Source organism: Bermanella marisrubri (genome assembly GCF_012295615.1).
Lineage (GTDB): Bacteria > Pseudomonadota > Gammaproteobacteria > Pseudomonadales > Oceanobacteraceae > Bermanella > Bermanella marisrubri.
In genome coordinates this window covers 3,276,123-3,294,653 of sequence record NZ_CP051183.1, presented here as the reverse complement: position 1 = coordinate 3,294,653, position 18,531 = coordinate 3,276,123, and the positions used below count along the sequence as shown (strand labels likewise).

At 44.7% G+C, this 18,531-nt stretch carries 15 protein-coding genes; 10 read left to right on the top strand and 5 right to left on the bottom strand.

What is annotated here, in order from left to right; genetic code table 11:
- Positions 1-3: 3 nt before the first annotated feature.
- From glnG to glnA, 4 genes are all read right to left on the bottom strand, one after another.
- Positions 4-1,428, bottom strand: a complete 1,425-nt coding sequence (glnG, locus tag HF888_RS15345) for a nitrogen regulation protein NR(I) (protein WP_007018245.1) — start codon at positions 1,426-1,428, stop codon at positions 4-6.
- A gap of 26 nt (positions 1,429-1,454) precedes the next feature.
- Positions 1,455-2,552 (bottom strand): nitrogen regulation protein NR(II), encoded by a 1,098-nt coding sequence (gene glnL / locus HF888_RS15340; RefSeq protein ID WP_007018244.1) that lies wholly within the window; start codon positions 2,550-2,552, stop codon positions 1,455-1,457.
- A gap of 248 nt (positions 2,553-2,800) precedes the next feature.
- Positions 2,801-3,346: a DUF4124 domain-containing protein gene (locus HF888_RS15335; protein WP_007018242.1), complete on the bottom strand. Its 546-nt coding sequence runs from the start codon at positions 3,344-3,346 to the stop codon at positions 2,801-2,803.
- A gap of 169 nt (positions 3,347-3,515) precedes the next feature.
- Entirely contained in the window at positions 3,516-4,922 is a 1,407-nt protein-coding gene (gene glnA, locus HF888_RS15330; RefSeq protein ID WP_007018241.1) for a glutamate--ammonia ligase, read from the bottom strand.
- A 505-nt stretch (positions 4,923-5,427) separates the two neighbouring features.
- Between glnA and typA the strand changes: the two genes are divergently transcribed.
- From typA to HF888_RS15315, 3 genes are all read left to right on the top strand, one after another.
- Complete coding sequence (gene typA, locus HF888_RS15325) at positions 5,428-7,251, top strand: translational GTPase TypA (RefSeq protein WP_007018240.1); 1,824 nt, start codon at positions 5,428-5,430, stop codon at positions 7,249-7,251.
- A gap of 377 nt (positions 7,252-7,628) precedes the next feature.
- Entirely contained in the window at positions 7,629-8,063 is a 435-nt protein-coding gene (gene dtd, locus HF888_RS15320) for a D-aminoacyl-tRNA deacylase (protein ID WP_007018239.1), read from the top strand.
- A gap of 84 nt (positions 8,064-8,147) precedes the next feature.
- Entirely contained in the window at positions 8,148-9,221 is a 1,074-nt protein-coding gene (locus HF888_RS15315; RefSeq protein WP_007018238.1) for a hypothetical protein, read from the top strand.
- On the opposite strand, the gene HF888_RS15310 is transcribed toward HF888_RS15315, so the two are convergent.
- The gene (locus tag HF888_RS15310) at positions 9,213-11,837 is read right to left on the bottom strand and encodes a penicillin-binding protein 1A (protein WP_133308492.1); all 2,625 of its coding nucleotides are present in this window, start codon (positions 11,835-11,837) and stop codon (positions 9,213-9,215) included. The two genes, HF888_RS15315 and HF888_RS15310, sit on opposite strands and share 9 nt — an antisense overlap.
- Before the next feature lie 155 nt (positions 11,838-11,992).
- Here HF888_RS15310 and HF888_RS15305 point away from each other — a divergent pair, with 155 nt between their 5' ends.
- From HF888_RS15305 to aroB, 7 genes are read left to right on the top strand one after another with little or no spacing between them, the layout of a single operon-like run.
- Positions 11,993-13,057 (top strand): pilus assembly protein PilM, encoded by a 1,065-nt coding sequence (locus HF888_RS15305; RefSeq protein WP_007018236.1) that lies wholly within the window; start codon positions 11,993-11,995, stop codon positions 13,055-13,057.
- Positions 13,057-13,608 (top strand): PilN domain-containing protein, encoded by a 552-nt coding sequence (locus tag HF888_RS15300; protein WP_007018235.1) that lies wholly within the window; start codon positions 13,057-13,059, stop codon positions 13,606-13,608. Before HF888_RS15305 ends, HF888_RS15300 begins: the two co-directional genes overlap by 1 nt.
- Positions 13,608-14,255, top strand: a complete 648-nt coding sequence (locus tag HF888_RS15295) for a type IV pilus inner membrane component PilO (protein ID WP_007018234.1) — start codon at positions 13,608-13,610, stop codon at positions 14,253-14,255. Before HF888_RS15300 ends, HF888_RS15295 begins: the two co-directional genes overlap by 1 nt.
- Positions 14,252-14,788: a pilus assembly protein PilP gene (locus HF888_RS15290; protein WP_007018233.1), complete on the top strand. Its 537-nt coding sequence runs from the start codon at positions 14,252-14,254 to the stop codon at positions 14,786-14,788. Before HF888_RS15295 ends, HF888_RS15290 begins: the two co-directional genes overlap by 4 nt.
- Complete coding sequence (locus HF888_RS15285; RefSeq protein WP_007018232.1) at positions 14,789-16,879, top strand: type IV pilus secretin PilQ; 2,091 nt, start codon at positions 14,789-14,791, stop codon at positions 16,877-16,879.
- A gap of 9 nt (positions 16,880-16,888) precedes the next feature.
- On the top strand, positions 16,889-17,416 hold the full coding sequence (aroK, locus tag HF888_RS15280; protein WP_007018231.1) for a shikimate kinase AroK: 528 nt from the start codon (positions 16,889-16,891) through the stop codon (positions 17,414-17,416).
- Between the two features lie 2 nt (positions 17,417-17,418).
- The gene (gene aroB / locus HF888_RS15275; protein WP_007018230.1) at positions 17,419-18,498 is read left to right on the top strand and encodes a 3-dehydroquinate synthase; all 1,080 of its coding nucleotides are present in this window, start codon (positions 17,419-17,421) and stop codon (positions 18,496-18,498) included.
- Positions 18,499-18,531 lie beyond the last annotated feature (33 nt).

Below are 18,531 nucleotides of genomic sequence, written 5' to 3'. Positions count from 1 at the left end.
CCGCTAGTCTTCGACCTCTTCAACTGTTGTGGATTCCATATCCAATTCTTTGATTTTACGCGTCAGAGTATTCCTTCCCCAACCCAATAAGATTGACGCGTCACGACGACGACCCGCAGTATGTTTTAGTGCGGTCTCAATCATAATGCGTTCGAATATGGGTACAGCATCATCGAGAATCGCTTTCTTACCCTGGGCCAATTGCTGGTCAGCCCAATTGCGAAGTGCTTGTTCCCAGTTATTGCTAGTGGTCATTTTTTCTTCGCTGTTCAACAACTCTGGCGGTAAGTCGTTGATGTGGACTTCTCGACCGGATGCCATGACCGTAATCCAGCGACAGGTGTTTTCTAACTGACGAACATTTCCCGGCCAAGGCAGTGTGCATAAGTATTCCTCTGTATCGGACTTTAATACCTTGGCTTCGACACCCAACTCATCAGCGGCACGATTGAGAAAATGATGTAACAAACGTGGGATGTCTTCGCGGCGTTCGGCCAATGCAGGAATATGAATACGAATGACATTGAGACGGTGGAATAAATCTTCACGGAAATTTCCAGCTTTTACTAAGCCTTCCAAGTCTTGGTGTGTTGCCGCAATGATGCGTACGTTAACTTTAACGGGTGTGCTACCACCTACACGATAAAACTCGCCATCCGCTAAAACACGCAATAAACGGGTTTGTGTATCCGCTGGCATATCACCAATTTCGTCTAAGAAGAGTGTTCCGCCATCAGCTTGTTCAAAGCGACCTTGACGCTGTCCGCCGGCACCTGTGAAAGAGCCTTTTTCGTGACCAAATAATTCTGATTCAATAAGATCCTTTGGGATAGCCGCCATATTCAAGGCAACAAAAGGGTATTCACGGCGCGGACTATGTTTGTGTAAGGCATGAGCAACAAGTTCTTTACCTGTGCCCGACTCACCGTTAATTAATACGGTGATATTGCTTTGGCTCAAACGACCAATGGCGCGAAACACTTCCTGCATCGCAGGTGCTTCACCAATTATCTCTGTATGTTTATAAGGTTCGGCTGGTTGCTGTGCGTGGACTGCAGCATGTTCTTGACGATGATTAATTGCGCGCTTAATGAGCGCTACCGCTTCGTCGACATCAAAGGGTTTGGGTAAATATTCGAATGCACCCTGTTGATAAGAATTGACTGCACTGTCTAAATCACTGTGTGCCGTCATGATGATCACTGGAATATCCGGCTGAATCTCATGAACTTGTTTAAGCAGCTCTAAGCCATCCATACCCGGCATACGGACGTCGCTGACGATGGCATCAGGGGTTTCACGATTTAAAGCATTGAGAACTTTCTCGCCACTTTCAAAAGAATGACTTTCGATATTCTCCTGTTCGAGTGCTTTTTCGAGCACCCAGCGAATCGAGCGATCATCATCAATAATCCAAACTTTATTCATAACGTTTCTCAAGCCTTAAGTGATTTTCATCGAGCCCGCTCATAGTCATTAAGTGAGAGCTCAAGTGGTAAATAAATTGAAAACTGAGTACGGCCCGGTTCAGACTCACACTCGATAATGCCTTGATGTTGGTTCACGATGCTCTGAGCAATCGATAAACCTAGACCTGTACCTTCAGCGCGGCCGCTGACCATAGGGAAAAACAAGCTTTCTCGTATGTCTTCGGGAATGCCTGGTCCGTTATCAACAATAGATATGTGAAGGACTAAGCGATGCTTGGTGTGGCCAATAGTAAATTGACGTACAGTCCGCGTGCGTAAAGTTATTTGTGGAGAGCCTTCCGCGGATACATGCTGTAGTAATGCTTGCATGGCATTGCGAGCGATGTTCAATACAACTTGGATAAGTTGTTCTTTGTCGGCTAAAAACTCTGGAATGCTCGGGTCATAGTCTCGTCGTAGCTTAACTTTGCCTTCAGATTCAACACTGATTAGGCTGTGTACGCGTTCTAAAACTTCGTGAATATTGGTGTCTTCTCGCTCCAACAGTTTGTTCGGGCCAAGCATTTTGTCCACTAAGTTACGCAAGCGATCTACTTCATCAATGATGATTTGTGTGAATTCTTGTAGCTCCGAATTATCCAACATGCGCTCTAACAATTGCGCGCTACCTCGAATGCCGCCCAAAGGGTTTTTGATTTCGTGGGCCATGCCTCTCACTAAAGCTTGTGTCGTTGCTTGAGCTGAAATTAATTCCTCTTCTTTGCTAATGCGTAAAAGGCGATCACGGGCATGCATTTCTATGACGAGGCAAAGAGAATTATCAAATTCAACGGGGGAAACACTATAGTCTAAGGTAATAATGGTTTGATTCTGTAAGCGAACATGAGCTTCGCGTTTGGTGAAAGACGTATCCTCAGCGATGCTTTGTTCTAACGTTGAAGAAGATTCTAAAGAATCTAAGAAGAAATGTTTTACAGGCAGGCCAACGCAACGGCGTCCGCTTACCTGAAGCAAGGCTTCCGCAGCTGGATTCAGGTAGGTGACACACAATTGATCATCCACCACTAAAATAGCGCTGTCTAAGTGATTAATGAGTTGCTTATAAAATACAAAATCGGCCATAAATACTCGTTTTCCTTGGCGCAGACGGCTTTGATGAATAGCCAATAGTCTCGCCCCCGCAAATGCTTATTCGATTTGGGGTGCGCATCAAAAACGGGCTGCTAAGCCTAGTCTGCAATTATCAAGCCAGTGTCTTAGATGCACTATTTTCGCGTGCAGGCCGTGAAAACAACGTATATTTTGGCATTATCTGGGTGCAAAACGGCACTACCAGTTCTATGGTAGCACCAAAATAGTGCGGAATGTCTTTATTGAGTGCGCGGCCGATTGAGAATCGAGGGGCGCTGAACATGTATGCGCCGCTTTGGACTGGAAATGAGGCGTGTGCCCTGATGTTTGATTTCTGCTTTCAATAGGTGCGAACCGCGTCTAAGGTTTTCTAGTTGAAACTGTAGACTCGCTTCGGTAGATACTGGTTGGCTATTGAGGTACAGCGTAACCTCGTGGCCAGGTCGCAGGTTAGGCTCCACATGGAGTTGGATTGCTACATTGCCTGCGGCGCCAGATGTGATCATTTCATCCTCTTTTGGCGTTATGATTTCCAAGCGTCGATAGTTAAACGACGTTTCTTGCTTGTTTGCATTCTCGTCGACCTTGTTTTCATTTCCTTTCTTGTTGGCTTTTTTGGGCGAGCTGAATTCCTGAAGTTGGGGTAGAGCAGCCTCTTGCGCTTGCTCAGGAGGCTTATCGCCATATACACGGACGCCTTCTTCATTTATCCACGTGTAGACTTGTGCTTGCACAGTAATGGTGCAAAGCGAAATAAGGAGTATTAATAATAGTTGTAAAGGCATAGTGTATTTACAGATTGAAAGCGGCTAATGGTGATACTGTAAACTAATTTGCATAGTTGTGCTGGAAGTAATCAACGATATTGGTGGGTGTGATTACTGGCTTGCTTTTCAAGAATAAAAAAAGGCCGCCGAAGCGACCTTTCTTTTGCTCAGTAATCTTAAAGAAAGATTATAGAGAGTAGTACATGTCGAACTCAGCTGGGTGAGTCGTGTGTTCTACACGATACACATCTTCCATCTTAAGTTCGATGTAAGCTTCGATCATGTCTTTAGTGAACACGCCACCTTCAACCAAGAAGTCCATGTCAGCTTCTAGAGCACCTAGAGCTTCACGTAGGCTACCAGCAACTTGTGGGATCTGAGCTGCTTCTTCAGCAGGTAGGTCGTACAAGTCTTTATCAGCTGCATCGCCAGGGTGGATCTTGTTCTTAACACCATCGATACCAGCCATTAGCATTGCAGCAAACGCTAGGTATGGGTTAGCAGTTGGATCAGGGAAACGAGCTTCAACACGCTTACCTTTTGGAGATGCAACGTATGGAATACGGATAGAAGCAGAACGGTTGCGTGCAGAGTACGCAAGCATTACAGGTGCTTCGAAACCAGGGATCAGACGCTTGTAAGAGTTAGTTGAAGGGTTAGTGAACGCATTCAACGCTTTAGCGTGCTTGATGATACCGCCGATGTAGTAAAGAGCCGTTTCGCTTAGACCAGAGTAGCTGTCACCAGCGAATTGGTTTTCACCGTCTTTCCAGAAAGATTGGTGAACGTGCATACCAGAACCGTTATCACCAACCACTGGCTTAGGCATGAAAGTCGCTGTTTTACCGTAAGCATGAGCAACGTTGTGAACAACGTACTTAAGCATTTGAACTTCGTCAGCTTTCTTAACTAGAGTGTTGAATTTAACACCGATTTCGTTTTGGTTAGCTGTAGCTACTTCGTGGTGATGTACTTCAACATCAAGACCGATAGCCATCATGGTGTTACACATAGCTGCACGCATGTCGTGAGAGCTATCAACAGGTGGTACTGGGAAGTAACCGCCTTTAACAGATGGACGGTGACCCATGTTGCCGCCTTCCATTACTGCCTCTGTGTTCCAAGCAGCTTCTTCAGAGTTGATTTTGTAGAAAGTGCCAGACATATCAGCACCCCAACGTACATCATCAAAGATGAAGAATTCTGGCTCTGGACCGAAGAACGCAGTATCACCAAGACCTGTCGATTGTAGGTACTCTTCTGCGCGTTTCGCTACAGAACGAGGATCACGCTCGTAACCTTGCATGGTAGAAGGCTCGATGATGTCACAACGTAGACACAAAGTAGCATCTTCAGTGAACGGATCTAGGAAAGGAGTGGTGTCGTCTGGCAAAAGAATCATGTCAGATTCGTTGATGCCTTTCCAACCAGAAATTGAAGAGCCATCGAACATTTGACCTACTTCAAAGAACTCCTCATCAACATCCTTAGCAGGAATGGTAACGTGCTGCTCTTTACCTTTGGTGTCGGTGAAGCGTAAATCAACCCACTTCACATCGTTGTCTTTAATCAGCTTCAGAGTGTTCTCTGACATGTTGCTCTCCAATTGTTGAAGACGTTTAAGCGTCGATAAGTTTTAGGTATCTCTTTATCTCAAGGCTGCACAAGCGGCTAACTTGGTAATTAGTCCTGTGGTGCACTGCCCCAACTTAAAGCAAGACCTATGCCACCATTAGAAATGGCTATAGCTGCCCAGTTTACGGGAGCACAGAGGTACAAAAACCTTAGTCCATGCACTCAGGTTGTGCAATTGCCTGTAATGCGCACCATAAAAGTGCATGCATCTATATTTTTATGCACTGCACGCATGATTGGCATTAAAAGCCCGCACATTATAGGTTCATTGGCACGGGTCAAGTAAGGGGGAAGTGCGCTTTCTCGGGACATTTTTTACTTGCGGGCCGGCATCAGTCCAAAAAAGCCAGTTTAAACAAACGGTCGAATAAAAAATAATCAGATAAATATGGAGATTTCATAGCCTAGACCCCTTTAGGTGGCTATAATCGCGCCCAAATTTCAAACCACGTTGAATGAAGTAAATGATTGAGAACTTAAGAAACATCGCCATCATCGCCCACGTTGACCATGGTAAAACCACTTTGGTTGATAAATTGCTTGAGCAATCGGGCACCCTAGATCGTAAAGAGCAGGGTGGCGAGCGCATGATGGACAGTAATGATCAAGAGAAAGAACGTGGTATTACCATCCTTTCTAAGAATACCGCTATTAAATGGGGCGAATACCGCGTAAACATCGTGGACACGCCTGGGCACGCCGACTTCGGTGGTGAGGTTGAGCGTGTAATGTCTATGGTGGACTCTGTGCTTCTTATCGTTGACGCACAAGACGGTCCAATGCCTCAAACTCGATTTGTTACACAAAAAGCGTTCGATCGTGGTTTGCGTCCTATCGTTGTTATTAACAAGATCGACCGACCAGGTGCGCGCCCTGATTGGGTAATGGATGAAGTCTTTGACCTATTTGATCGTCTAGGTGCGACGGAAGAGCAGTTAGATTTCCCTGTAGTTTACGCATCGGCCTTAAACGGCATTGCAGGTAATGATCCTGATGAAATGGGTGAGGATATGGGTGCGTTGTTCGATGCGATTATTGAGCATGTGCCAGCGCCAGATGTTGATCCAGAGGGTGACTTCCAAATGCAGGTTTCATCTTTGGATTATGACCCATACCAAGGTGTTATCGGGATTGGTCGTATTACCCGCGGTACCCTTAAAACGAATCAGCCTGTTGCTGTAATTGACCGTGATGGTAAGAAGCGTAACGGTCGTGTGTTGGAAGTAAAAGGTTATCATGGCTTGAACCGCGTGGTTGTAGATCAAGCCACTGCTGGTGATATTGTTTGTATTACAGGTTTAGAGACGCTAAATATCTCGGATACATTGTGTGATCCTAACAACGTTGAAGCACTTCCTAAGTTGAGCGTAGATGAACCGACCGTAAGCATGACTTTCCAAGTAAACGATTCACCGTTTGCTGGTAAAGAAGGTAAATACGTTACCAGCCGTAATATTGCTGAGCGTTTAGAAAAAGAATTAATCACCAACGTTGCATTGCGTGTCGAGCCAGGTGAAAGCCCAGAGAAGTTCAAAGTGTCTGGTCGTGGTGAGCTTCACTTGTCCGTTTTGATTGAAAACATGCGTCGTGAAGGCTTTGAGTTGGCTGTCGGTCGTCCAGAAGTTGTGCAGAAAGAAATCGATGGTGTTATTCAAGAGCCATATGAGCAAGTGGTGATCGATGTTGAAGAAGAGCATCAAGGTTCAATCATGTCTGCCATGGGTGACCGTCGCGCGGAAATGTCGAATATGGTTCCAGATGGCAAAGGCCGAGTGCGTTTGGAATTCATGATGCCAGCCCGTGGTTTAATTGGTTTCCGTAACGAATTCATGACCATGACATCAGGTAGCGGTATTCTGACTAACGTGTTCGATCACTATGGTCCAGTTAAAGATACCGAAGTGGTATCGCGCCACAATGGTGTATTGGTCTCCATGGTGGCAGGTAAAGTATTAGGCTACGCCCTATTTACTCTTCAAGAGCGTGGCCGTCTATTCGTAGAGCCAAGCCAAGAAGTTTACGAGGGTCAGATTGTTGGTTTACATAGCCGTGATAACGACCTTGTTGTTAATCCAACAAAAGCCAAGCAGTTAACCAACGTGCGTGCTTCAGGTACTGACGAAGCCATTAACTTAACGCCACCAGTGAAGCATACGCTAGAGCAAGCTTTAGACTTTATCGAAGATGATGAGCTAGTGGAAATTACGCCAGAAAGCATTCGCTTGCGTAAGAAGTTGTTGACTGAGACTGAGCGTAAGCGTGCTAACAACGCTGCCAAGAAAAAATAATTCCTAGCTGCATCGATCTGGCTTCGTTAAAAGCTTTTTCGGTGTGCTCACGTACACACAACGTACGCTGCGCGCCCTTAAAAGCTTTTGCCTTGCCAGATCTTCTTCGCCTACGGAATTACATTATCAGTCATTAGCTTTCTCAATTACGCTGATAAAGTTGCCTTGCATTAGCGGACTCGCACAACGCTTTTATGAGATAGCAGGCAGTTTCGGTGTGCTGTTGGAATTAAATGATCAGGTGGCGCGTCGCATAACGCTTTTAATGGGCGGTTGATTGCTTGATAGTTTCGAAAACCTCAATGTGAAAGCATTGGGGTTTTTTATGGCAAATTCGTTACCATTTATTTTTGTGTTTTTTAGGGTGGAGAGTTTTTATGAAAGCTCTGATTCAGCGTGTTAAACATGCCAAGGTTGAAGTGGACGGAGAGATCACTGGGCAAATCGATCAAGGTATTTTAGTACTTTTAGGTGTGGAAAAAGATGATACTCAAGAGCATGCAGATAAGCTGCTGCAGAAGCTCTTAAAATATCGTATTTTTGCTGATGACGATGACAAAATGAACTTAAACGTTCAGCAGGTTGGCGGTGCTTTGCTGGTGGTTTCTCAATTTACATTGGTAGCCGATACACGGAAAGGCACACGACCGGGCTTTTCAAAAGGGGCTTCTCCTGAGTTAGGTGAGAAATTATATGACTATTTTGTAACTCAAGCTCGCCCTCATCTTCAAACTGAAACGGGTCGCTTTGCTGCCGATATGCAGGTATCACTACAAAACGATGGCCCTGTCACATTTATGTTGGAAGTGTAAATATCGTTTGCGTTTACAGTATTTTGAGACTAAAAACCACTATAGAAAATGCATTTCGTATTTTCATGATTAGGGTTTGGATCCGTGACTCGCAAGCTTCCCTCTGGTTTTCTTGAACTTCTCTCTTCACTCGTGCGCCAGCCAAGTGTCGTTGGCGCAGAGCATGCTTTTTATCGAGTATTACAGCGTGAGCTAGAAGATCGTGGTGCTGAGGTGACTTGGTACGAAGGCGTGTTAGTGGCCCATGGTAAGCAACCTGATGCGTTATATCTTTCAGCACATATTGATCGACACGGATTGATGTGTACTGGTCCAAATGAATTTCAATACGCTGCATTTGTGGCTGGTGCAAGAAGTGACTTGTTAGGCAACTCTGTGAGCGAGTTGCTTATGAATAAAGTTGCACAGCGATTTCACGGGCAAAGTGTATATGCATATGAGCCTTGGTCGGGTGCGTATCGAGGTCAGGGTAAAATAGAATCCTGTTATGTTTGTGAATTTCGCAACAACCTAATATTCAATGTGTCTGGTCTAGAGCATTTGGTGGCAGGCACACCGGTTGCTTTCAAGGATAAGCTCTCAGTCAACAAAGACTCTATGACAGCGCAGCTTGATAATGTGCTAACGGCGGCTGCCTTAGTATATTTATTTGAATTAGGTTACCAAGGGACGTGTTTTTTTACTGCGCAGGAAGAGGCAGGAAAAAGCTGGCGATACATGCTGGAGTGGTTCCGCCGATTTGGAGGAAGCACAAATCACTTAATTGTTGTAGATACCAGTCCGTTTCCAGACTTTTTGACGGCTGCTCAGCAACATTTGGTTTTACGAAAAAAGGATGCCAACGCAGGGTTTAACGCCCGTTTGTCTCAGGACCTTGAGGATTTATGCCAACAGTTAGGGTTTCAGACTTTATTCAAAGATGAGTACGTGGAAAAACTTAATTTGGAGTTATCATTGCAAGGGAAAACCCCTTACTCATTGGGGTCAACTGAGTTAGGACGCATTATTGCGGGCAGTAACGGTTTGGTTGATGGCACCACATTGCAGATACCAAGCAGTGGTTACCACACTATGGAAGAAACCGCCCCGCTGAAATCGGTGGCGGCATTTCTTGATGTTTTAAGTGGTTTGGCTTTACAGCACAAAGCCCTAGAATAATTGCTCTGGCGCAATATTTTCGGAATCCTGTTGAGATGAACCCGTTTGATCGCTGCCGTTTGGCTCTACGTAGCTTGGTGGCGTTTCCATTTGTTGCGGTACGTTTTCAGCACGGAATGTCTCAAAAATGGCGTTTGGCTGTCCTGGGTAAGCACGGTTTCCAGTTTCAGGGTCAATACGAACGCTGACTAGGCCCTCTGGTCTCTGAATAGGGCTGTGAGGCATGCCCTTTAACGCCGTTTCCATGAAGTCAACCCAAATAGGTAATGCGGTATTACTACCAAACGCCCACTTACCCAGTGTTTGTGGATCATCAAAGCCGACCCATACATTGGCAACTACTTTATTATTGAAGCCGGAAAACCAAGCGTCTTTTTGATCGTTGGTTGTGCCGGTTTTGCCTGCTAAGTCTTCGCGACCAAGCGCAAGAGCGCGCTTACCCGTACCGCGTTTTATAACATCTTGCATCATGGTGTACATGAGATAATTCACGCGTTCATCCATCACCTTAGGGGCAATAGGTGGGAATTGCTGACTAAACTCTTCTAAGCTAAGAGGAAGTTCTTCAGAGGTTTGATTAAATAACGCTTCTGGATTCTCAGCTATTCGTGTTTCAAGTTTGGCTTGATATTCTTCAATGGCTTTTTTGCAATCAGGGCATACTTGCTTTGGTTCGTGTTCAAATAAAACATTACCTTCGCTGTCTTCTATCCGTTTGATAACAAATGGCTCAACTTTGTAGCCGCCATTAGCTAATACCATATAACCTGTTGCGAGTTCGAATGGCGTCATACCCGAACTACCTAGGGCAAGTGAGAGATCTCGATTTAGCTTCGCCCTTGGGATTCCCAACTGGCTAATATAGCGAATAGTTCGCCCCACACCAGTGCGATTTAGCAGGCGAATGGATACTAGGTTTCTGGACTTATATAGCGCCTGTCTGAGGCGAGTCGGACCATAAAACTTGCCGCTATAGTTTTCTGGGCGCCAAATTGCTTCAAGGCTATCATCTTCAAAAACAACTGGTGCATCGTTAATGATGGAGGCGGGGGTAAAGCCAGCCTCTAGAGCAGAGCTGTAAACAAATGGTTTAAAGCTTGAGCCAGGTTGGCGGTTCGCTTGAGTTGAGCGATTGTACTTGCTAAGCGAGAAATCATATCCGCCGACCAATGCGAGCAAGCCACCGTCTTGGGGGTTGAATGATACTAGGGACGCTTGCACCTCAGGTTTTTGTGCGAGAAAAATCTCCTCCCCTCTTGGTTCAAGTAAAACGGCTTGACCAATACTAAAAAGCTCACTGGGCTTTTCAATGGGATTACCAATGATATTTACGTTGACATAAGGACGGGCCCACTCATAGCTCTCTTTATTTAGTACGATACTTTCTTTGTCCGCCGTAAATGCCGTTGCGGTTAGGGCCTCGTCGTCAATGTTTGTGATGACGGCCCAAACAAGGTCTCCAGGTGCATTACGCTCTTGTAACTTTTTTGCCCACGTATAGCGGTTGAGGTCATCAGGGCTTGGGGGTAATTCAAGTTCATAATTTATCGATGGAATAGATTCTCCGAGTTTCCATATACTTGCACCGACGCGAACTGGAACGTCTTGTTGTTCTTTTAAGATATAAGGTGTGAGTACTTCTGGAGCTTCTCGCAAGCCATGGGCGCGGTCGTAATTGTGAATACCTACACGAACCGCTTTTTGTGCGGCTACTTGCATTTCACTATTAATGGTTGTGTAAACGCGATACCCCTTGGTATAAAGATCTTCAGGGTACAGTTCGGCAAGTTCACTTCGCACCATTTCCGCAACATAAGATGCTTCGATCTCTGTCGATAAACCGTGATATTTGGCGGAAATCTCTTCCGAGGCGGCCTTTGTAAATTCTTCTTGTGTTATAAAGTCTTCCGTAAACATTCGAGCTAAAACATAGTTGCGTCGCTGTCTCGCTCGGTCTGGATCATTTATTGGGTTTGCGGCACTTGGTGCTTGTGGTAGTCCTGCAATCATGGCTAGTTGCGCGAGACTTAATTGATCAATTGATTTTCCGTAATAGACTTGAGCGGCGGCCTCTACGCCGTAGGCGCGTTTGCCTAGATAGATTTTATTAACATAGAGTTCGAGAATTTCTTTTTTACTGATCTCTTGTTCAATGTGTATGGCAAGTAAAATCTCTGTGAACTTACGAGTGAAGGTTTTCTCGCTACTCAGGTAATAGTTTTTTGCAACCTGCATAGTAATGGTACTGCCACCAGAGCGTTTTTGTCCCGTTGTAATTAATTCAAATGCTGCGCGGGCTAAGCCTTTAATATCTATACCGGGATGGCTGTAAAAGTTTTCATCCTCTGCGGCGATTAAGGCGTTATAAAATTGCTGAGGAACTTGTTCGAACGCAATGGGGGTGCGTCGTTTTTCGCCAAATTCTGCGATAAGTTTTTCATCGTGACTGTAAATGCGCAGAGGTGTTTGGAGCTGTATGTTTTTTAGACTCTCAACCGACGGCAGGCTAGGTGCCAAATATAAATATACGCTGGCGATACCAAAAATAAGTCCAAATAGGCCAGCAAGTGGCGCTAAAAGCAAAAAACGCAGAACAGGTCGATTTTTTTTCATCATATAACGCTTAAACTGTATGAATTACCCTGTGTTAATGGGCCGCGGGCATTATAAATGGTTTTTGTCCTTTTCATAGGATTGTGCTTATAATGACCCAGATAACGTGCATTTTGGCACTTTTCTATCCAGGTTGCTGGGTAAATTAAGGATTTTCAGTGCTAGCCAATTTATTTAAGAAAAAAAATAAGGCAGTTCTTGGTGTGGATATCAGCTCTACACGCGTCAAATTGATTGAACTGACAAAAAATAATGATCGCATGCAAGTCGAGGCCTATGCGTCGGAAATCTTGCCAGAAAATGCAGTAGTAGAACAAAGTATTAGTGACGAAGAGGTTGTTGGCGGGGTCATCAAAAAAGCATTGACCCGATCGCGCTCAACCTGCAAGCGCGGCGCTGTTGCTGTTGCCGGATCGGCTGTTATTACCAAGACCATCCAGATGGCCGCGGATATGAACGACGATGAGCGCGAAAACCAAATCAAAGTTGAAGCCGATCAATATATCCCTTACCCACTTGAAGAAGTGGCCATGGATTTTGAGGTTCAAGGTCCTGTTGAAGGTAATGAACAACAAGTGGATGTTTTGTTGGCTGCTTGCCGAAAAGAAACAGTTGAGCTTCGTGAAGATTCGATCGAAATCGGTGGTCTTGAATCCGCAGTAGTTGACGTAGAGGCCTACTGTATCGAACGTGCCTATCAATTATTGGAGCCGCAGCTTGAAGGTGACAACATTGATACAGTCGCTATCATCGATATTGGTGCGACTATGACGACACTCAACGTGTTGCACCAAGGCAGTATTATCTACAATCGAGAACAAATGTTTGGTGGTCAGCAGTTAACTGAAGAAATTCAGCGGCGCTACGGTATCTCTGCGGAAGAAGCCACGCGAGCTAAGTTAGAAGGTGGCTTGCCTGATGACTATGAAACGGAAATTTTACTGCCTTTTAAAGAGTCGGTTGTTCAGCAGGTCAGTCGCTCATTGCAGTTCTTTTATAGTTCTAGTCAGTACAATGATGTGGATTACGTGATTCTAGCGGGTGGAACGAGCTCCCTTGATGGCTTGGCCCAGTTGGTTCAAGAAAAGATAGGCACACCTGCATTAATAGCCAACCCCTTTGCCAATATGACGGTAGGCCCCAAAGTGAATGCTCAAATGTTATCCAATGATGCTCCTGGTTTGTTAGTGGCGTGTGGTTTAGCCCTGAGGAGCTTCGACTAATGGCAAGGATTAATCTGCGCCCTTGGCGAGAAGAGCTAAGGGAAGAAAAACAGAAAGAATATGTCAGCGTTTTGGTCTTGGTTACTATTGTCGCAGGTGCTATTTGGTGGTTCGCCAATGGCGCGTTAAATAGCGCGATTGAGGTTCAGCAAGGGCGTAATAGTTACTTGCAAAAACAAGCAAGTGCGTTGGATAAAAAAATTGTGGAAATCCGTGAGCTTAGGCAGAAGCGAGAAGAGCTTTTGGACCGTATGCGTCTGATTCAAGAGTTGCAGGGCAATCGTCCCGTAATCGTTCGCGTATTTGATGAGATGGCTAGGGTTATTCCTGATGAAGTGTTTTTTGTCAGTGTTAAGGTAAAGGGTAAGCGTTTTACTGTTGATGGACGGGCATCAAGTAATGACGAAATTTCTCAACTGATGCGTAATTTTGATGAGTCCGCGTGGTTTAGTGATCCTAACTTGCTTAAAGTGCAAGCAGGTACCAATGGCTTTAATGATTTTGATCTTTTGGTAGATCAATCTCGTCCAGAAAAGGATGAGGTGAAATAATGGATTTCAAAGAATTTAAAGAAAAAATTGAGAATATCGATGTAAACGACATAGAGAACATCGATTGGAATAATATGGGCTCGTGGCCGTTGGCTGGCAGGGTCTTTTTCGCAGGATTGGTTTTCGTTGGTGTTTTGGGTGCTTTATACTGGTTCAATTTGAAAGACTTGGGGGTGCAATACGATCAAGTTGTGCAGCAAGAGTCTCAATTGAAGGAAGAGTTTAAAACCAAGGCGTTTAGAGTAAACAATTTAGACGAATATAAACAGCAGTTACAGGATATTGAAGAATCTTTTGGTACTTTATTGCGTCAATTGCCTCGCGATACTGAGGTGCCTGGTTTGCTTGATGATATTACAACCGCTGCTTTGGGTGCAGGCTTGGAGATGAGATCGATAGAACTCGATAAAGAAGTTGATACCGAGTTTTATACTGAGCTTCCAATTAACATTGATGTTGTAGGTGAATATCATGATTTTGGTGCTTTTGTTAGCGCTGTTGCAGGGCTAAGCCGTATCGTGACTCTTCACGACTTTGAGGTGGTGAGTGCAAATACCGCGGACCAGAATAAGTTGAATTTGAAAATCGTCGCGAAAACTTACCGCTACAACAGTGGCAATAAAAGCAAAAAGCGGAAGAAGAAATGAAGAAGTTAGTGATAAGTAGCTTAGTCCTTTTGACCGCTTGTTCTAGTGGCACGGATACTGATGATTTACAGAGTTTTGTTTCCGAAACACTGAACACCCAAAGGGGTAGAATTCAACCATTACCAGAGTTCCAGCCTTATTCTGCGTACGTGTATAGTGCGTCTGCTTTACGTTCTCCTTTTGAATCGCCAGTTGTTTTTGAAGAAATGGCGTCGCAAATGGATAACGCGGTAGATGCTCCGGATGAGTCGCGTCGGAAAGAACCCTTGGAGCGCTATACCCTAGGTGAGCTGACTCTTGTAGGTACTTTATCGAAATCTGAGTCTGGAGCGCTTAAGGCTTTGATAAAAACGTTTTCTGGCAGTGTTCATACAGTTGAGGAAGGCAACTATATGGGCAAGAATCATGGTCGGATTATTAATATAAGCGAATCAAAAGTTGATTTGATCGAGGTTGTACCAAATGGCAGTGGCGGGTGGATTTCTCGTCCCCATAGTATGGGATTGCAAGCATCTGCTAGGAGTGGAAATTAAATGAATAGAAAAACAATTATTACGAGTTTGCTGGGTATTCTAGCATTATTTTCCACTTCAACTAGTGCGACCATATTGCAGGATATTTCTTTTGCCTCGTTACCTGGGGATAAAACAGAGATAAAGCTGAGTTTCGATGGGGTACCACCCAATGTATCTGGTTATACTATCGAGCAACCTGCTCGTATAGCTTTGGATCTCGCTGAAACTGAGAGCCAGCTTAAGTCAAAGTATCACGAAATTGGAATGGGGAATGCTCGGACTGCGGTTGTAGTTGGCTCTAAGAGTCGCACTCGAGTTATTCTTAATTTAGCTGAGCTAACTGGATACACCACGCGCACGGATGGTAACAATCTTTATATCATGGTGGGCAACACAGATCAGGTTGTTAAACAAAGCGAAAATATATTAACGGATAGCATTGCCTCGTACGCAGACACTAAACGGCAGCAGGCGAGAAAGCAAAGCCGAGTCGTTGATGTCGATTTTCGTCGTGGAGACCTTGGTGAAGGACAGGTGAAAATTACGCTTACTGATCCGAACACCCCTGTTGATATTTCACAGGAAAGTGGCCGTATCAGGGTTGAACTTGCCGGTGTAAGCATGTCTGATGAGTTTCGCCGCCGCTTGGATGTACGCGATTTTGCTACGCCAGTACGTTTTATAGATGCAACCATTGAAGAGCAGTCACCAGTCTTCTTCATTGAACCAAGTGAAGAGCTATACGATTATCTCGCTTACCAGACAGACAATATTTTAACCGTTAGTGTTAAGCCGTTAACCAAGGACGAGGAAGAACGGATTAAAGAAGAGCGTTTTCCTTATACCGGTGAGAAGCTCTCTCTTAATTTCCAAGATATTGAGGTTCGCACAGTCCTTCAGATTATCGCAGACTTCACAGGTTTTAACTTGGTCGCCAGTGATACAGTGCAGGGTAATATTACTTTGCGTTTAAAAAATGTACCTTGGGATCAGGCGCTTGAGATTGTTTTGAAATCTCAAGGTCTGGCAAAACAGCAAATGGGCAATGTCTTGATGGTTGGTCCAGCGGATCAAATCGCTAATCGACAAAAGATTGAAATGGAGGCTAATAAACAGGTTGAAGAATACGCTCCTTTGAGAACCGAATTCATCCAAGTTCGTTATGCGAAAGCGACCGATATTCTTGCTCTTGTTTCAGCTGAAGGCAGCTTGTTGGGTGAGCGTGGTACAGCCAGTGTTGATTCCCGTACCAATACGATCATTATTCAAGATACCGCAATGTCGATCGAAGGCGTCCGCAGAGCAATCAATATCTTAGACGTTCCAGTGAAACAGGTCTTGATTGAAGCTCGTATTGTCGTTGCAAGTACGAACGTTGGTGAAAACTTAGGTATTCGCTGGGGTGGTGGTTATGGTGTTTTAGACGGTTCTGATAACCTAACTTTAGGCGGCGGGCTTGATACTGTGTCTCGCTTTAATGATGGAATCACTGCCGGTAGTCCAGTTAGGGACATAAGCGAGACTGACAGTGTCATTAATTTCCCTATTGCAGCGGCGAATGCGTCTACTTTTGCTTTTGGTTTAAGTACCGATGAGTATGTGTTGGATCTGGAGTTATCTGCTCTAGAGTCAGACGGTAAAGCTGAAATTATATCCCAGCCAAGAGTTATCACTGCGGATGGGCAGACTGCTCGTATTCAGGCGGGTACAGAAATACCGTATGAACAGGCTTCTGCCAGCGGCGCAACCTCAATCGTATTTAAAGAAGCTGTCTTGAAGCTAGAAGCTACGCCACAAATTACTCCTGACGATCGTATCTTGATGGATTTAATTATCAACAAAGATGCCGTCGGTGAGATCTTTAATAGTATCCCGTCGATAGATACCAATGAACTGGAAACTCAGGTCTTAGTTAATAATGGCGAAACCATTGTTTTGGGTGGTATCTTTCAATCCGAAGACATAACACAAGTTGATAAAACACCGTTCTTTGGTGATCTACCTGTAATCGGACAGTTGTTCCGCAGGACTACTCGAACGGAAGATAAGAGTGAGCTATTAATCTTTATTACGCCTCGACTGGTTAAAGACGTAATAAGTAATCGCTAGAACAAACAAATGTTAAAGCAAAACGTATATCTGGTTGGACCTATGGGGGCTGGGAAAAGCACCATAGGTCGACTTTTATCTCAAGAGCTCAAGCTGGAGTTCATTGACAGCGACAAAGAAATTGAAGATCGCTGTGGCTGTAACATTCCTTGGATATTTGATGTTGAGGGAGAGCAGGGTTTTCGTGATCGTGAGTCCCAAGCGATTGATGATATTACCCAGCAGTCTGGTATTCTTCTAGCGACTGGCGGCGGAGCTGTTAATCGTCCGGAAAATCGCCAACATTTGTCCGCAAGAGGCACAGTCGTCTATCTTTGCACGTCGGTTGAGCAGCAATTGGCGCGCACAGAAAAGGATAAAAACCGCCCTTTGTTGCAAAGGCCGAATCCTAAAAAAGTTCTTCAGGAATTAATGGTACAGCGAGACCCTCTATATCGTGAGGTCGCTGACATTATTGTTCATACCGATGAAAGCAATCCTAAGCTGGTTGTTCAAGAAATAATCGATAAACTTCAAGAATTAAACGTAGTCCTTTGAATATGCAGACTTTGAATGTGGATCTAGGTGATCGTAGCTACCCTATTTTTGTAGGTTCTGGGCTGATCGAGAATACTCAGCTCATCCTGCCTTATGTGGCAGGGCAGCAAGTTATGATTGTCACCAATGATACGATTGCACCTTTGTATCTTGAAAAAGCCAAGGCTTTGTTCCCAGGTAAACAGGTTGATAGTGTGATTTTGCCGGATGGTGAAGCTTTCAAAGATCTTACCCATTTAAATTTAATTTTCGATGCCTTACTAGAAAAACAGCATAACCGAACCACTACACTGGTTGCGTTGGGCGGAGGCGTTATTGGCGATATGACTGGATACGCGGCAGCAAGTTATCAGCGAGGTGTGGATTTTATCCAAATACCAACGACATTACTGTCGCAAGTCGATTCTTCAGTCGGTGGTAAAACAGGTGTTAATCATCGTTTAGGCAAAAACATGATTGGTGCGTTCCATCAGCCAAAATGTGTTTTGATTGATATTGACTCGTTAACTACCTTGCCTGACCGAGAACTATCTGCAGGTATTGCTGAGGTAATCAAATACGGTTTGATCACCGATTATGAGTTTTTGGAGTGGTTGGAGACTCATATGAGTTCTCTATTATCTAGGGATCAAGACGCGTTAATTTATGCCGTGTTAACCTCTTGTGCTGCCAAAGCGGATGTTGTTGCCCAAGACGAAAAAGAAGGTGGTATTCGAGCGATTTTGAATCTAGGTCATACCTATGGCCATGCTATTGAGAATCATCAGGGCTACGGCAACTGGTTACATGGCGAAGCGGTTGCAGCGGGCATGATTATGGCGGCCGATTTGTCCCACCGCTTGGGTTGGATATCGGGTGCAGACCTGAAGAGAACGCAATCTTTAATTCGAGCTGCGAACTTACCTGTCGATGCGCCTAAAGATATGTCCGTAGCCGACTTTAAGGCGCTGATGGCAGTAGACAAAAAGGTTGTGGATGGTAAGCTGAGGCTAGTACTGCTCAAAGCATTAGGGCAAGCAATTATATCATCAGACTTTGGCCTTGAAGAGTTTGAAGCGAGTTTGCATAGCTTTGTGCATTAAAACCCAATAATAATAACCACACAGGGGGTCTGG

Bases quoted from the DNA above. Each gene is read 5' to 3' on its own strand.
- glnG (WP_007018245.1), bottom strand. From the start codon at position 1,428: ATGAATAAAGTTTGGATTATTGATGATGATCGCTCGATTCGCTGGGTG.
- glnL (WP_007018244.1), bottom strand. From the start codon at position 2,552: ATGGCCGATTTTGTATTTTATAAGCAACTCATTAATCACTTAGACAGC.
- HF888_RS15335 (WP_007018242.1), bottom strand. From the start codon at position 3,346: ATGCCTTTACAACTATTATTAATACTCCTTATTTCGCTTTGCACCATT.
- glnA (WP_007018241.1), bottom strand. From the start codon at position 4,922: ATGTCAGAGAACACTCTGAAGCTGATTAAAGACAACGATGTGAAGTGG.
- typA (WP_007018240.1), top strand. From the start codon at position 5,428: ATGATTGAGAACTTAAGAAACATCGCCATCATCGCCCACGTTGACCAT.
- dtd (WP_007018239.1), top strand. From the start codon at position 7,629: ATGAAAGCTCTGATTCAGCGTGTTAAACATGCCAAGGTTGAAGTGGAC.
- HF888_RS15310 (WP_133308492.1), bottom strand. From the start codon at position 11,837: ATGATGAAAAAAAATCGACCTGTTCTGCGTTTTTTGCTTTTAGCGCCA.
- HF888_RS15300 (WP_007018235.1), top strand. From the start codon at position 13,057: ATGGCAAGGATTAATCTGCGCCCTTGGCGAGAAGAGCTAAGGGAAGAA.
- HF888_RS15295 (WP_007018234.1), top strand. From the start codon at position 13,608: ATGGATTTCAAAGAATTTAAAGAAAAAATTGAGAATATCGATGTAAAC.
- HF888_RS15290 (WP_007018233.1), top strand. From the start codon at position 14,252: ATGAAGAAGTTAGTGATAAGTAGCTTAGTCCTTTTGACCGCTTGTTCT.
- HF888_RS15285 (WP_007018232.1), top strand. From the start codon at position 14,789: ATGAATAGAAAAACAATTATTACGAGTTTGCTGGGTATTCTAGCATTA.
- aroK (WP_007018231.1), top strand. From the start codon at position 16,889: ATGTTAAAGCAAAACGTATATCTGGTTGGACCTATGGGGGCTGGGAAA.
- aroB (WP_007018230.1), top strand. From the start codon at position 17,419: ATGCAGACTTTGAATGTGGATCTAGGTGATCGTAGCTACCCTATTTTT.